The sequence below is a fragment of the Mycobacterium sp. UM_CSW genome, from assembly GCF_000455205.1.
Taxonomy (GTDB): Bacteria; Actinomycetota; Actinomycetes; order Mycobacteriales; family Mycobacteriaceae; genus Mycobacterium.
Window position 1 is genome coordinate 1 of record NZ_AUWQ01000016.1, and the last position, 14,758, is coordinate 14,758.

Annotated in this window: 14 protein-coding genes; 8 read left to right on the forward strand and 6 right to left on the reverse strand. The window is 67.0% G+C overall.

Annotated elements, in window-relative coordinates; genetic code table 11:
- The 6 genes from N415_RS07210 to N415_RS07235 all read right to left on the reverse strand — a co-directional run.
- The coding region (locus tag N415_RS07210) for a single-stranded DNA-binding protein (protein ID WP_068178889.1) at positions 1 to 427 on the reverse strand (427 nt) is incomplete at its 3' end.
- A 98-nt stretch (positions 428 to 525) separates the two neighbouring features.
- On the reverse strand, positions 526 to 816 hold the full coding sequence (gene rpsF / locus N415_RS07215; protein WP_044509152.1) for a 30S ribosomal protein S6: 291 nt from the start codon (positions 814 to 816) through the stop codon (positions 526 to 528).
- A 127-nt stretch (positions 817 to 943) separates the two neighbouring features.
- Complete coding sequence (locus N415_RS07220; RefSeq protein ID WP_068178893.1) at positions 944 to 1,585, reverse strand: DJ-1/PfpI family protein; 642 nt, start codon at positions 1,583 to 1,585, stop codon at positions 944 to 946.
- Between the two features lie 76 nt (positions 1,586 to 1,661).
- A complete protein-coding gene (locus tag N415_RS07225) occupies positions 1,662 to 3,308 on the reverse strand; it encodes a glycosyltransferase family 87 protein (RefSeq protein WP_068178896.1) in 1,647 nt (548 codons plus the stop codon).
- Positions 3,305 to 5,860 carry a transglycosylase domain-containing protein gene (locus N415_RS07230; RefSeq protein ID WP_068178898.1) on the reverse strand — a complete coding sequence of 852 codons (2,556 nt, stop codon included), beginning with the start codon at positions 5,858 to 5,860 and terminating at the stop codon, positions 3,305 to 3,307. The genes N415_RS07225 and N415_RS07230 overlap by 4 nt, the downstream gene beginning before the upstream one ends.
- A 55-nt stretch (positions 5,861 to 5,915) precedes the next feature.
- A complete protein-coding gene (locus tag N415_RS07235; RefSeq protein WP_068178901.1) occupies positions 5,916 to 6,341 on the reverse strand; it encodes a DUF5318 family protein in 426 nt (141 codons plus the stop codon).
- A 125-nt stretch (positions 6,342 to 6,466) separates the two neighbouring features.
- Between N415_RS07235 and N415_RS07240 the strand changes: the two genes are divergently transcribed.
- The 8 genes from N415_RS07240 (at position 6,467) to N415_RS07275 (ending at position 14,711) form a co-directional block, all read left to right on the forward strand.
- Positions 6,467 to 7,369 carry a DUF1707 domain-containing protein gene (locus N415_RS07240; RefSeq protein ID WP_068178975.1) on the forward strand — a complete coding sequence of 301 codons (903 nt, stop codon included), beginning with the start codon at positions 6,467 to 6,469 and terminating at the stop codon, positions 7,367 to 7,369.
- 172 nt (positions 7,370 to 7,541) lie between these two features.
- Positions 7,542 to 8,084, forward strand: coding sequence for a PadR family transcriptional regulator (locus N415_RS07245; protein WP_068111901.1), 543 nt, complete (start codon positions 7,542 to 7,544; stop codon positions 8,082 to 8,084).
- A gap of 66 nt (positions 8,085 to 8,150) precedes the next feature.
- Positions 8,151 to 9,257 (forward strand): inositol-3-phosphate synthase, encoded by a 1,107-nt coding sequence (locus tag N415_RS07250; protein ID WP_068178905.1) that lies wholly within the window; start codon positions 8,151 to 8,153, stop codon positions 9,255 to 9,257.
- A gap of 191 nt (positions 9,258 to 9,448) precedes the next feature.
- Complete coding sequence (locus tag N415_RS07255; RefSeq protein ID WP_068178909.1) at positions 9,449 to 10,375, forward strand: alpha/beta hydrolase; 927 nt, start codon at positions 9,449 to 9,451, stop codon at positions 10,373 to 10,375.
- 68 nt (positions 10,376 to 10,443) lie between these two features.
- On the forward strand, positions 10,444 to 11,238 hold the full coding sequence (locus N415_RS07260; protein ID WP_068178912.1) for an LLM class F420-dependent oxidoreductase: 795 nt from the start codon (positions 10,444 to 10,446) through the stop codon (positions 11,236 to 11,238).
- 131 nt (positions 11,239 to 11,369) lie between these two features.
- The gene (locus N415_RS07265) at positions 11,370 to 12,110 is read left to right on the forward strand and encodes a GntR family transcriptional regulator (protein ID WP_068178915.1); all 741 of its coding nucleotides are present in this window, start codon (positions 11,370 to 11,372) and stop codon (positions 12,108 to 12,110) included.
- Between the two features lie 49 nt (positions 12,111 to 12,159).
- On the forward strand, positions 12,160 to 13,965 hold the full coding sequence (locus N415_RS07270; protein WP_068178918.1) for an ABC transporter substrate-binding protein/permease: 1,806 nt from the start codon (positions 12,160 to 12,162) through the stop codon (positions 13,963 to 13,965).
- Entirely contained in the window at positions 13,962 to 14,711 is a 750-nt protein-coding gene (locus N415_RS07275; RefSeq protein ID WP_068178921.1) for an amino acid ABC transporter ATP-binding protein, read from the forward strand. The genes N415_RS07270 and N415_RS07275 overlap by 4 nt, the downstream gene beginning before the upstream one ends.
- The last annotated feature ends 47 nt before the right edge of the window (positions 14,712 to 14,758 follow it).

A 14,758-nucleotide genomic window follows, 5' to 3' on the forward strand; every position in this document is an offset into this window, starting at 1 on the left:
CCGGGGCCGCCGCCGGGCGCGAGCCGCCGCCCCCGCCGAAGCCGCCGCCCCCGCTGCCGCTGCGGCTGGCCTTGTTGACCTTTGCCGTGGCGTACCGCAACGAAGGTCCGATCTCGTCGACCTCGACCTCGACGACCGTGCGCTTTTCGCCCTCGCGGGTCTCGAACGAACGCTGCTTGAGCCGCCCGGTGACGATCACCCTGGCACCGCGAGTGAGGCTTTCCGCGACGTTCTCGGCGGCCTCCCGCCAGATGTTGCACCGCAGGAACAGCGCCTCGCCGTCCTTCCATTCCCCGCTCTGGCGGTCATAGATACGCGGCGTCGACGCCACGGTGAAGTTCGCCACGGCGGCACCCGAGGGAGTGAACCGCAGTTCGGGGTCGGCGGTCAGGTTGCCGACAACGGTGATTGTGGTGTCACCAGCCACAGGTTCCTCCTCGTTCCACCCTTTTCGTCGCCTTTGGACGGGGGATAGACATCAGTGTGTTCCCGCTGAGCGTACGCAGCTCCGACGACACTCGGCAGTCAGTGCTTGTCGGTGCGCATCACCTTGGTGCGCAACACCGACTCGTTGAGGCTGAGCTGGCGGTCGAGCTCGGATACCGTCGCCGGCTCGGCCTTCAGGTCGACGACGACGTAGATGCCCTCGGCGTGCTTGGCGATCTCGTAGGCCAAGCGGCGCTTGCCCCAGATGTCGACCTTGTCGACGGTCCCGCCATCCTTGCGGACGACGTTGAGGAACGTCTCCAAGGACGGGGCAACGGTGCGCTCGTCGAGCGTGGGGTCAAGAATGACCATGATTTCGTATGGACGCATGGAAACCTCACCACCTCCTCTGGTCTGTGCGGCCACGGTCGTTCCGTGGCAGGAGGGTCGCCTGCGTCGGCAACCGCACCAGGGTACCGGACGGGGGGCCGGCCCGAAAAATCCGTCCAGCGGGTGCTTACTTCCGGCGTTGGGAGTACTCCTTCGCCCTGGCCCTCGTCGCGCCGTCGGCCTTGGCGAGCGAACCGGAGTCGAACGGCGGCTGCGGGTCGTATTCGATCAACAATTGGGAGGCTTGCGCGGCCTCTCGGTCGACAAGAAGCTCGACCAACCGTAGGGCCATGTCGATGCCGCTGGACACACCCGCGGCGGTGATGATTCGCTGCGACAGGTGCTCGACAACTCGTTCGGGCACGTAACGCGCGCCCAACTCGTTCAACAAATCCGCAGCACTGAAATGGGTCGTCGCGGTGAGCCCGTCGAGCAGGCCGGCGGCGGCCAGCAACAACGCCCCGGTGCACACCGAGGTGGTGAACGTGGTGTTGGGGTGCACCGATCGAAGCCAGGCGCGAATCGCGTCGTCGTGGATCAGCTGGCGGGTTCCGATGCCGCCGGGCACGACCACCACGTCAGGGGCGGCCACTTCGTCGAAGGCCGCATCGCAGGCGACGCCGAGCATGCCGTTTTCGGTGCGGACCTCGCCGCGGCGGTGCCCGACGAACACGACCTCGATCGATGGAATGCATTGCAGCACTTCGTACGGGCCCACGGCGTCCAAGGCGGTGAACCGCGGGAACAGCGGGATCGCGACGACGGTCATGGCGCCACTCTCCCCCGCAAGCGGGAGGTGCCCCCACACATCCCGGCTACGCCGGCATCATCGTCGTCGGCGCGGGTCATGGCGACGCGGCCACCGCTTCCTTGTCCGGTTCGGCTGCCGGTGCCGTCGGGCGGCGCACGCCCGGCGGGCGCAGCCAGTCGGGCAACCAGCGGGGCGGTGCGTCGGAGGCGCGATCGAACGGGCCGCCCGCCGGATCGTCGACGCGCCCGCCCCAGCGCACCAGGTCTTCCTCGGGCCGGTAGATCTGCCGGAGAACAAGCACGCACAGCGCAACAACCGCGATGTCGCGCAGTAACACCGTCGTGGTGAAGAACTGCTCCGGCAGCCCGCGGTTCGGGTTGCCGTACAGGAAGTACATCCGCGGCACCCAGACCAGTGCGTCAATCGTCATCCACGCCAACAGGATTCGGCGATGCGGCAGCGCCAGCACCGCCAACGGCACCAACCACAACGAGAACTGGGGACTCCACACCTTGTTGGTCAACAGGAAAGCCGCCACCACCAAGAACACCAGCTGCGCCAGCCTCGGGCGTCGCGGGGCGGTGAGCGCGACATACGCGATCGCGGCACAACACAGCGCGAACGACACCGCAACGACCGCGTTCAATACGGTCGGCGGCTGCCAGAAGCCGAGCCCGGGATCGAACCCGCGCCAGCCGGTGAACGACTTCACCACGTTGTACAACGAATCCATGTCGTCGCCGCGCCGCGTGTTGAGGCGGAAGAACTCGGACCAACCGCGCGGAAAGAGCACCAGCACAGGCAGATTCACCAACAACCACGTCGCCGCGGCCGTCGCCGCCGTGCGCGCCAGGGCGCCGAGGCGGCCGGTCCGGACACCCAGCACCAGCATCGGGCCCAGGAACAGCAGCGGGTAGAGCTTGGCCGCGGCACCCAATCCGATCAGCACACCGGCCAACACCGGTCTGCGCCGCGCCCAGGCCAACAGCCCGCCCATCGCGAAAGCCGTTGCCAAAGCATCGAAGTTGGTGAATATCTGAAAGATCACCAACGGCGAGGCGGCCACCAGGGCGGCGTCCCAGATGCGCCGGCCCGACAGGCCCGCGGTCGCCCAGACGGTCGCCAGCCAGGCCAACGCCAGCCCGAACGCCGCGATGTCGAAGAACATCACCACCTCGGCCACCACCGGCAGTGGGGCGACCTTGCTCAGCGCGGTGTAGGTCTTGGCCACCGCCATCGACACGTACTGGTAGACCCCGGTCAGCACCGGATACTCCATGTAGCGCACGGCCGGCCGGCCGTCGTAGCGCGTCTGCGGCGCGCCGCTGCCGTCGGTCTCGATCCAACTCGACTTGTACGGGAACTTGCCCTGGCTCAACAACTCCGCGCCGTAGAGGGGCACCGTGTCGGAATAGCACAACTCGTAGTAGGCCCGTTGGTTCTCCCAATTGGCGACCCGCTGGTCGCCGCTCCCCGAGCCGGTGCTTTGCAGGCACGCCGCCTTGGTCGACCAGCCGAGCGCCAGGAACACCAGCGCGATCAGGAACATGACCCGCACCGGCGTCATCACCCTCGTGCGACCGATGAGCGCGTGGCGGCCCACCGGTCCGCCGACGACGTCGGCCAGCGCCGCGCCCAAAACGTCGGTGCGGCTGGGGCAATCGCGATTGTCGGCGCTGCGCAGATCGGCGGCCAGGGGCCGCGGTGAGATGGTGCTGTCCTGCTGCCGCGCGCCGGTCACGGCGGCGGCGGAGGCGCTTGCGGGCCGCCCGGCGGGACGCCGGGTGGTTGCGGGCCACCCGGCTGGGTGCCTCCGGGCGACGGGGGCGCGTTGGTGATCGTCGTTGGCGGGCCGACCGGAATCGTGATGCCGGGCGCCACCTCGATGGTGGGCTGGATGACGCTCACCGCGGGCGGTGCCGGCGGGGGCGGGGCGGCGGGAACGCCGGCATAGCCACCGATCTCGCTCGGCTTGGGGAAGGTCTCGTTGGGGGTGCCCTTAAGGGCGCCGTCCATGGTCGCCTTCCAAATGTCCGACGGCAGGCCGGAACCGTAGACCTCCGCGCCCGAGGCCGTCACCAGCGGCACATTGTCCTGCACGGTGCCCACCCAGACCGCCGTCGACAGCGACGGCGTGTATCCGACCATCCAGGCGTCCTTGTTCGCCTGGGTGTCGCCCAGCTGCACCGTCCCGGTCTTGGCGGCCGAGGGCCGCCCGCCGGCCAAATTGTGCCCGCGCGAATAGCCGGCAATCGGCGCCATCGCGGCGGTGACGTTGTCGGCGACGCCCTTGTCGATGCGGTTCTCGCCGTTGTTGTCGGAGTTGCCGGCATCGAACAGCACCTGGCCTTCGGCATTGACGACCTTTTGCACCAGATGGGGCCGGTGGTAGACACCTGACGCGGCCAGTGTGGCGTACGCCGATGCCATGTCGATGGGCCGGGTTTGATACTGGCCCAACACAATTCCGTTGTTGGGCGGTCCGCCCTTGCCGTCCTCGGACAGCGTGTGCGCGACACCGGGGAAGCTGGTCGCGACGCCCGCCTGATGTGCGGCGTCGGCGACGGCCTGCGGTCCCCCCTTAAGCTTGAGCATCAGCCGGTAGTAGGCGGTGTTGAGCGAAAGCTTCAGCGCCTCGGCGATATTGCAGGTCCCGCAGCTCTCCCCGTCGACATTGGTGATCTTGATCCCGTCGACGGTGAGCGGTGAACTGTCTACCTGGTAGCCCAGCCCGATACCTTGTTGCAGCGCGGCAACCAGAGCGAACACCTTGAACGACGATCCGGTCTGCAGCCCGGCCTGAGCAAAGTCGAAACCGTTGGCGTCCGAACCGCCGTAGTAGGCGCGTATCGCGCCGGTGTGCGGATCGACCGACACCGCAGCGGACCGCATGTCGGGGTCCTGCCCGTCAAGGTATTTCGACACCGCCTTCTCTGCGGCCTGCTGAGCCTTCGGGTCGATCGTCGTGGTGATCTGCAGCCCCTGGGTATTCAGGGTTTGCTCGTCGATGTTGAACAGCTCCATCAGCTCTTTGGTCACCTGGCGCTCGATCAGCCCGTTGGGCCCGGTGGTCTGGTTCTGCGCGCGGGCCTGATCGGGCGGCAACGTCGCCGGAAACACCTGTGCCGCGCGGTCGCTCGGCGACAGCGCCTTGGTTTCCACCATGCCGTCCAAAACCCAGTTCCACCGCTCCGCAGCGCCCTTGGGATCGACGGCGGGATCCAGCGAGGAGGGCCGCCGGATCAGCGCCGCCAACAGCGCTCCCTCGGAGACGGTGAGCTGCTCGACCGGCTTGTCGAAATAGGCCTTCGCGGCGGCCGAAATGCCGTAGGCCCCGCGGCCGAAGTAGATGATGTTCAGATAGGCCTGCAAGACATCGTCTTTGGACCACTCCCCCGACATCTTGGTCGCGATGACCAATTCCTTGGCCTTGCGCATCAGCCCGCTGAACCCATGCTGCGCCGAACCGACGAGCGCGTTCTTCACGTACTGCTGGGTGATCGTCGAGCCGCCCTGCAGGTCGCCGCCGAACAGGTCGTTGTTGACCGCCCGCGCGAACCCGGTGAACGAAATACCCGGGTTGGAATAGAAGTTGCGGTCTTCCGCGGCGATCACCGCCTGACGCACATGCACCGGCACCTGGCTGATGTTGACGTCGACCCGATTCCCCTCGGGCGGAACGATTTTGGCGAGTTGCGAGCCGTCGCTCGCCAGGATCGTCGAGACCTGGTTGGTGCGGATATTGCCGGGTTTGGGCACGTCGACGATGAAGTACGCCATGGTGAAGGTGACGATCGGCAGCAGCACCAGCGCCGCCGCCGTGATGTAGGCGGCGCGTCGCACCCACAACCAGTTGATCTGCTGGGTCCAGCTCCAGTCCACCCCGGGTCGTGGGGCTCTGCCACCAGGTCCACCGGGTCCGCCGGGTCCGCCCGGCCCACCGGGCCCAACGGGCCCTCGGGGCGGGGGTGGGGGCCCTTCGGGCGGGCGGCGCCCGGACATCGGCTCGCCGCGGCGCGGGGCGGTCGCCCGTCCGTCCAGCGCGGCCTTGACCTCTTCGATCGGGTCGCTTTGCAGGGGCACGGACGCGGGGCGGTCGAGTGCGGCCTTCACCTCTTGGACCGGGTCGGGCCGGCGGGGGGCGCGGTCATCGACGACGGGCGGCAGGATCGTGGTCAACCGGTCGTCGGGTGGAACCGGGCGGCGGCGGCCGGGCGCTTGGGGCGCCTCGCGCCGCTGCGGATCCGGACGGTCAGGGGTGCCGGGCCGGTCGGTGCTCGCGTGCTTGCCCACGCGCTCAGTCGCCGATCCGTTGAGGTCACTGGGCGACTGGTCGTGGGGCCCTTCGTTACTCAATGGCCGTGCGGGCGCCGTTGCGCGCCGTCCGGGTGCCGCCGGTGCCTTTCGGGGGGCGCGCCGCACCCATCACGTACGACTTCACGAGGTGGTTCCAGCTGCACGTTCGGCACACCTCCACCACGTGGACGGAAAACTCCGGGAAGCGGGTCGCCAGCAGCACCAGCTCCTCGGCGGTGCGCGCCGATCCCGAGACCGCGCCCAGGTGGTCGCCGAACACCCACGACACCAGGGTCAGCTGCTCCTTGCGGCAGATCGGGCACATCACCTGGCTCTGTTTCCCGTGAAATTTCGCGGCGCGCAGCAAATACGGATTGGCGTCACACACCTCGGATACACCGGTGCGGCCCGAATAAACCTCGGCGAGCAGGGAGCGCCGCCGAAGCGCGTAGTCCACCACTTGTCGCTGCAGTCGCACGCTGACCAGAGTACGTGGCCGCCCGCACCGCCGATACGCAACCGACGCCGTCGCCGGACCGCGCCGCGACGATCGACCGTCGGCGTCCTGTGCCGGATCGGGACGGGACTTCTACGATCATCGGCGTGGCGAAATTGCTCGGGACGACGGCGCGCGGCGGCGCGGTTGCCGGCGCCACGTCGACGACCCGCGCCAAGGACCGCGACCGGCAGGACGCCTGCCAGATCCTCGACACTGCCCTGAACGACGGCGAGATATCCGATCAAGAGCACCGGGAACGCGTCAGCGCGGCCACCAACGCGGTCACGCTGGGCGAACTGCGGGCCTTGGTGGACGACCTGCAGGGCGACACCGCCGGGCTGCAGTCGACGGCCCACCCGTGGGCGTCAACCTCATCGATGCTGCCGAAGTTCGGTGGGTGGCGCGGCGTGGCCGCCGCCTTGCTCGTGGCGGTCCTGCTGGGCGTCGGCATCGGTTGGGCCGTCTACGGCAACACCCGCTCGCCGCTGGATTTCACGACGGACCCCGGAGCCAAGCCCGACGGCGTCGCCCCGGTGGTGCTGACGCCGCCCACACAGCTGCTGTCGGTCGGCGGCCTCACGGGTCTGATGGAGCAAACGCGTAAAAGGTTCGGCGACACCATGGGGTTCCGGCTGGTGATTTACCCGACCTACGCGGTGCTCGACCGCCCCGACCCCTCCGACGACCGGCGCATGCTGGCCTACGACTACCGCGGCGGATGGGGAGACCCCACCAGCTCGGCCAAGAGCGGCACCGACGGTCCCGTCCCGGTCGACCTCTCCAAATTCGACATCGCCGCCGCCGTGGGCCTGGTGCGCGGCGCCCCGGAGAGCCTCCGGATGAAGCAGTCCGACGTCAAGACCACCTATCTGGTGATCGATCCCTCGACCGACCCCACCACCCCGGGCGCGCTCTCGCTATCGGTGTACGTGTCGGGCGACTACGGCGGTGGATACATCGTTTTCGCAGGTGACGGCACCATCAAACGCATCAATCTGCCGTCCTAGCGATCCCCGCGGCGGTGTGACGAATAGCGCACCAACGGCAGGTAGTGTTGTGGCGAATATATCGAAACGATACGATGACGCGAGGCGTCGGACCGTTAAGTCGGTCAAAGCAATCAGCCAGCCATACGAGCCGTACTTAGTCGTTCCTAGCCATTTCGAGGGGGTGTATTCGATGCTTGAGCTCGCCATCCTGGGACTCCTGATCGAGTCGCCCATGCATGGGTATGAACTACGTAAACGGTTGACGGGCCTGCTCGGCGCATTCCGGGCCTTCTCGTACGGATCGCTGTACCCAGCCCTGCGGCGCATGCAGGCCGAAGGGCTGATTGCCGAGGACGCCGCGCCTGCCGGCACCCCGGTCCGGCGGGCTCGTCGGGTCTACCAACTGACCGACGCGGGCCGGCAGCGCTTCGGCGAGCTGGTGGCCGACACCGGTCCGCACAACTACACCGACGACGGCTTCGGCGTGCACCTGGCCTTTTTCAACCGCACGCCGGCGGAGGCGCGGATGCGCATCCTGGAGGGCCGTCGCCGCCAGGTCGAGGAGCGCCGTGAAGGGCTCCGCGAAGCGGTGGCGCGGGCGAGCAGCTCGTTCGACCGCTACACCCGCCAGCTGCACCAGCTCGGGCTCGAGTCCAGCGAGCGCGAGGTCAAGTGGCTCAACGAGCTGATCGCGGCGGAGCGGGCGATGCCAGGCCTATCCGAACAGACGTGAAACCCCTGCACGAACCCGCTACCAGAACACCCAAGACAGAAGTAACAGAAGTTAGGAGAACGCCCTATGAGTGACCACAAGCCGTTCGGGGCGCCCGAGGCGTCGACAGAGGTACGAGTCGCCATCGTCGGCGTCGGAAACTGTGCCTCGTCGCTGGTTCAGGGCGTGCAGTACTACCTCGACGCCGACGAGAACAGCACGGTGCCCGGCCTGATGCACGTGAAATTCGGCCAGTACCACGTCCGCGACGTCAAGTTCGTGGCCGCGTTCGACGTCGACGCCAAGAAGGTCGGGTTCGACCTGTCGGAGGCGATCTTCGCGTCGGAGAACAACACCATCAAGATCGCCGACGTGCCGCCCACCAACGTGACGGTGCAACGCGGTCCGACCCTTGACGGCATCGGTAAGTACTACGCCGACACCATCGAGCTGTCCGACGCCGAGCCGGTCGACGTGGTCAAGGTCCTCAAGGAGAACAACGTCGACGTGCTGGTGTCCTACCTGCCGGTGGGCTCCGAGGAGGCCGACAAGTTCTACGCGCAGTGCGCGATCGACGCGGGCGTGGCGTTCGTCAACGCGCTGCCGGTGTTCATCGCCTCCGACCCGGTGTGGGCCAAGAAGTTTGCCGACGCCGGCGTTCCGATCGTCGGCGACGACATCAAGAGTCAGGTCGGCGCCACCATCACCCACCGCGTCATGGCCAAGCTGTTCGAGGACCGCGGCGTGCAGCTGGACCGCACCATGCAGCTCAACGTCGGTGGGAACATGGACTTCCTCAACATGCTCGAGCGCGAGCGGCTGGAGTCCAAGAAGATCTCCAAGACGCAGGCGGTCACCTCAAACCTGCAGCGCGAGTTCAAGACCAAGGACGTGCACATCGGCCCGTCCGACCACGTTGGTTGGCTCGACGACCGCAAGTGGGCCTACGTGCGGCTGGAGGGCCGCGCGTTCGGTGACGTTCCACTGAACCTCGAATACAAGCTCGAGGTGTGGGACTCGCCAAACTCGGCCGGGGTCATCATCGACGCGGTGCGCGCGGCGAAGATCGCCAAGGACCGCGGCATCGGCGGCCCGGTGGTGCCGGCGTCGGCCTACCTGATGAAGAGCCCGCCGCAGCAACTGCCCGACGACATCGCGCGGGCCCAACTCGAAGAGTTCATCATCGAGGGGTAACTCTCCGTACCGGTGTGCGGTGGGGTCGCGGTGCGTGGCCTCACCGCACGCTTCCTTTTTGCGGGCGTTCACGCGTGCGCTGACGGCGGCGCGTGTGCGGTGAGGGCTTTCGATGGGAGCTCAGGGCGCCCCGAATGCACGGGCAAAACCCTGGACGCACATCCCGCGGTCCAAAGTAGTGTCTTTAGACCGTGACCGAGATATCTGAGGACCGACTGGCCGAATTGTCGGAGTTCTCGCTCCTTACCGAAAACGCTGAGCAGGCCGGCGTTCCGGGTCCGCTGCCCGACGTGGAGCGAGTCGAGTCCGGCGCCTCGGAGCGCAGGATCAGCGCGCTCCGCTGGGGCGCCCCTTCGTTGGACCGTCCCCCGCGAATCGTCTTCCTGCACGGCGGCGGCCAGAACGCGCACACCTGGGACACCGTGATCGTCGGTCTCGGTGAGCCGGCGCTGGCCCTGGATCTGCCCGGGCACGGGCATTCGGCATGGCGCGAGGATGGCGACTACTCGCCGCAGCTGAACGCCGACGCCCTGTTGCCGGCGGTGCGCGAGCACGCGCCGAGCGCCGACCTCGTCGTCGGAATGTCGCTCGGTGGGCTGACCGCGATCCGGCTGGCCGCGGTGGCACCCGAACTCGTGAACGAACTCGTCCTGATCGACGTCACCCCGTCGGCGTTACAACGCCACTCCGAGCTGACGAAAGAGCAGCAGGGCACGGTTGCGCTGATGCACGGTGAGCGCGAGTTCCCCAGCTTCCAGGCCATGCTCGACCTGACCATCGCGGCGGCACCGCACCGCGAGGTCAAGGCGCTGCGCCGCGGCGTCTTCCACAATTCCCGCCGCCTCGAAAACGGCAACTGGTCCTGGCGCTACGACGCCATCCGCAAGTTCCCCGACTTCGACGGCCTGTGGGACGACGTCGACGGGCTGTCGGCACCCGTCACCCTCATCCGCGGCGGCTCGTCGGGCTTCGTCACCGACGACGACGCCGCCGAATTAGCCAGGCGCGCAAGCAATTTCCGCGCGGCGCACGTGGTCGACAATTCGGGCCATTCCGTGCAGAGCGACCAACCCCGCGCGCTCATCGAGATCCTGCGCGGAGTGCTCGACGCGGGCTGAGCCTACGGTGGGTGTTATGACCCGCGCCAACGACGATGCAGAGCGCAGCGATGAGGAGGAGTGGCGCTATGACTTCCGACCGTCCCGTCCGTATCGGCGTGCAATTGCAGCCCCAGCACGCCCCGCATTACGGCCAGCTCCGCGACGCGGTTCGCCGCTGTGAAGACATCGGCGTCGACATCGCCTTCAACTGGGACCACTTCTTCCCGCTCTACGGCGATCCCGACGGCCCACACTTCGAATGCTGGACGATGCTCGGCGCCTGGGCCGAACAGACGTCACGCATCCAAATCGGTGCGCTGGTGACGTGCAATTCCTATCGCAATCCCGAATTGCTCGCCGACATGGCCCGCACGGTCGACCACATATCCGCGGGCCGACTCGTCCTGGGGATCGGTTCGGGCTGGAAGCAAAAGGATTACGACGAGTACGGCTACGAATTCGGCACCGCCGGCAGCCGCCTCGATGACCTGGCGGGCGCCCTGCCGCGGATCAAGGAGCGGCTGGCCAAGCTGAATCCGCCGCCGACCCGCGACATCCCGGTGCTCATCGGCGGCGGGGGTGAACGCAAGACCCTGCGGCTGGTGGCCGAGTACGCCGACGTCTGGCACAGCTTCAGTTCCGCCGACGAGCTCCCGGCCAAGTCCGCCGTCCTGGAGCGGCACTGCGCCGACGTCGGCCGTGACCCGGCCGCGATCGAACGCTCGGCCGCGGTCAGCGGCGACGTTTCTGGGGGCCAGCTGATCGCCAATGCCGAAGCGCTGGTGAACCTCGGCGTCACGATGCTGACCGTCGGCTGCGGCGGTCCGGATTACGACCTCGGCGCCGCCGAGGCGCTGTGCAAGTGGCGCGACGGACGCTGAGGACCGCTGCTCGAATTCGCTTCCCGTTTTGCTTTCGATTCATCCACCAAAGAGCTGAACACTGCGCCAAGACATGAGAAACTCTCTGCGCTAGGTGGACCGAACCGGTTGGAAAGGCACTCAAGAAACGGATGCCAAAGAAATACGGGGTCAAAGAAAAAGACCAGGTGGTTTCGCACATTCTCAACCTGGTTCTGACGGGGAAACTTCGCAGCGGCGACCGCGTCGATCGCAACGAGATCGCGGTCGGTCTAGGGGTCAGCAGAGTGCCGATTCAAGAGGCGCTGGTGCAGCTGGAACACGACGGGATCGTGTCCACCCGCTATCACCGGGGCGCATTCGTCGAGCGCTTCGACGAAGCGACCGTGCTCGAACATCACGAACTCGACGGCCTGCTCAACGGCATTGCTTCGGCGCGCGCGGCCACCAACCCCACGCCCCGGATCCTGGGACAGCTCGATACGCTGATGCGATCGCTGCGCTCCGCCAAAGAATCCCGCGCCTTTTCGGAAATCGCCGGGGAATACCGGCGCACGATCAACGAGGAATACGCGGGCCCGCGGCTGCACGCCACCATCCGCGCTTCGCAAAACCTCATCCCCCGCGTGTTCTGGATGACCTACCAGTGCAGCCGCGACGACATGTTGCCGTTCTACGAAGACGAGACCTCCGCGATTCACCGGCGGGACCCGGAGGCCGCGCGCGCGGCGTGCGTCGGCCGGTCCAACCTCATGGCCCAGACCATGCTGACCGAGCTGTTCCGACGCAGGGTGTTCTCCGCGCCGGATGACATCGGCCAAGTCGTCGCGGGCCCGCTTCGGGTACTGGCCGGCGCGGAGGCGGCCGAGGACGAACCGTCGATCGCGCTGTAAATCTCTTTCCGGCGCGCCAGGTCGCCGGTGTGCCGATACGGTAGCGGTGATGAGTTCGCGCCTGGACCGGCGTCCCATGTGCCGAAAGCTCTTCGCACTGGCCACGACAATGCTGATTGTCTGCGGCCTGGCAATGGCCGCACCCGCCGCCGCCGACTGGAATCAATGCGCGCCGGGCGGCTTGGACAGCGCCCGCGTCCTACCGAAGGATCTGACCGAGCACCCAGCTACGGATGACGACGACCGGAACACCACGGCCACCGTCGAGCCGCTCGGGTCGGTGGACGCCGGCGCCTTGGGGCTGAGCACACCGGGCGTCCTGACGGTCGGCACGCTGTCGGACGCCCCGCCCAACATCTGCATCAATCCCACCGGCGAATTCAGCGGCTTCGACAACCAGCTGTTGCGGGCCATCGCGGCGAAGCTTGGCCTCCAGGTCCACTTTGTCAGCACAGACTTCTCCGCGCTGCTCGCCCAGGTGGCATCGCGGCGTTTCGACGTGGGATCGGCGTCGGTGAAGGCCACCGATGCGCGCCGTCGCACGGTTTCGTTCACCAACGGCTACGACTTCGGCTTCTATTCGCTCGTGGTCCCGCCCGGTTCGGCGATCCACAATTTCAGCGATCTCGCGGCGGGCCAGCGCATCGGCGTGGTCCAGGGCACCGTCGAGGAGGCGTACGTCGTCGACCACCTGCACCTGCAGCCGGTGAAGTTTCCCGGCTTCGCCACCCTGTACGCGAATCTCAAGACCCGCCAGCTCGATGCGTGGGTGGCGCCCGGAACCCTGGCCTCAACCATAATTCGACCGGGCGACCCGGCGGTGGTGGTGGCCAACACCTTCAGCCGAGGCAGCTTCGTGGCCTACGCGGTCGCCAAGGACAACCAGCCGTTGATCGACGCGCTGAATTCCGGGCTGGACGCCGTCATCGCCGACGGCACCTGGGCGAACCTGTACTGCCAATGGGTACCGCGGACGATGCCGCCCGGCTGGAAACCCGGATCTAAAGCGGCTCCCACCCCACACCTGCCGGACTTCGCCGCGATCGCCGCGAGCCACCACCGCGAACCGGTGGGCCCGGCCGCGCCGATGTCGACGCTGGACCAGTTGCGTGAGTCGTTCTTCGACTGGGATCTGTATCGACAGGCGATCCCGATTCTTCTCACCGTCGGCCTGCCCAACACGATGATCCTGACCAACAGCGCGCTCGTTATCGGCCTGGCGCTGGGGATGCTGCTGGCAATGGCCGGCATCTCGCATTCACGCTGGCTGCGCTGGCCGGCGCGGATCTACACCGACATCTTCCGCGGTCTGCCCGAAGTGGTGATCATCCTGATCATCGGGATGGGCGTCGGGCCGTTGGTCGGCGGGCTGACGCACAAGAACCCCTACCCGTTAGGGATCGCGGCCTTGGGATTGATGGCCGCCGCCTACATCGGCGAGATTCTGCGCGCGGGGATTCAAAGCGTCGACCCCGGCCAACTCGAGGCCTCCCGCGCACTCGGGTTCAGCTATGCGACCGCGATGCGTTTGGTGGTGGTGCCGCAGGGAATACGGCGGGTGCTGCCGGCCCTCGTCAATCAGGCCATCGGGCTGTTGAAGGCCTCCGCCCTGGTGTACTTCCTCGGCCTGGTCGCCAAACAGCGAGAGCTCTTTCAGGTCGGCCGTGACCTCAACGCGCAGACCGGCAGCCTGTCGCCGTTGGTCGCCGCGGGTCTCTTCTATCTGATATTGACCATTCCGTTAACGCATTTCGTGAACTACATAGACGGCCGGCTTCGCCGCGGCCGCTCCGCCGCCAAGCCGGAAGACCACGACCATGTGCTCGCGACGCCGTTAAGCCAGGAGATGACGTGACGGCGACTGTCGCGCACCGCGCGCCAGTATCGCTGGCGGCCAAGGATGTTCACCAGACGCTCGGTGGAAACTTGGTGCTGCGCGGCGTCGATTTCGAGGCCCCCGCGGGCACCACGGTGGCAGTCATCGGACCGTCCGGTAGCGGCAAGTCGACGCTGTTGCGCACCCTGAACCGACTGTATGAGCCCGACAGCGGCGACATCCTGCTCGACGGCAGGTCGGTGTTGCGCGACGATCCCAACGAGCTGCGCCAGCGCATCGGCATGGTGTTCCAGCATTTCAATCTGTTCCCGCATCTGTCCGTGCTGAAGAATGTTGCGCTGGCGCCGCGCAAGCTGCGGCGGCTTTCCGCAGACGCGGCCCGCGACCTTGCGCTCGCTCAGCTCGACCGAGTTGGCCTGAAACACAAGGCAGATGCCCGCCCCGCCATGTTGTCCGGTGGCCAACAACAACGGGTCGCGATCGCCCGCGCGCTGGCCATGGCGCCGCAGGTGATGTTCTTCGACGAGGCGACCTCGGCGCTCGATCCCGAAATGGTCAAGGGCATTCTGCAACTCATCGCCGACCTCGGCGCCGACGGCATGACGATGATCGTCGTCACCCACGAAATGGGCTTTGCCCGGTCGGCATCCGACACCGTCGTTTTTATGGATCACGGCAAGGTCCTGGAATCGGGCCCCCCGGAGCAGATATTCGAAGCCGCCAAGACGGAGCGCCTGCAGCGGTTCTTGTCCCAAGTCCTTTGAAACGTCGATAACTGGTCCGGAATAGCTCCCTTGTACGCCACGCATAT

What these genes read in the sequence shown, in the direction of transcription:
- rpsF (WP_044509152.1), bottom strand. Translation starts at nt 816, where the DNA reads ATGCGTCCATACGAAATCATGGTCATTCTTGACCCCACGCTCGACGAG.
- N415_RS07220 (WP_068178893.1), bottom strand. Translation starts at nt 1,585, where the DNA reads ATGACCGTCGTCGCGATCCCGCTGTTCCCGCGGTTCACCGCCTTGGAC.
- N415_RS07245 (WP_068111901.1), top strand. Translation starts at nt 7,542, where the DNA reads ATGCTTGAGCTCGCCATCCTGGGACTCCTGATCGAGTCGCCCATGCAT.
- N415_RS07250 (WP_068178905.1), top strand. Translation starts at nt 8,151, where the DNA reads ATGAGTGACCACAAGCCGTTCGGGGCGCCCGAGGCGTCGACAGAGGTA.
- N415_RS07260 (WP_068178912.1), top strand. Translation starts at nt 10,444, where the DNA reads ATGACTTCCGACCGTCCCGTCCGTATCGGCGTGCAATTGCAGCCCCAG.
- N415_RS07265 (WP_068178915.1), top strand. Translation starts at nt 11,370, where the DNA reads ATGCCAAAGAAATACGGGGTCAAAGAAAAAGACCAGGTGGTTTCGCAC.
- N415_RS07270 (WP_068178918.1), top strand. Translation starts at nt 12,160, where the DNA reads ATGAGTTCGCGCCTGGACCGGCGTCCCATGTGCCGAAAGCTCTTCGCA.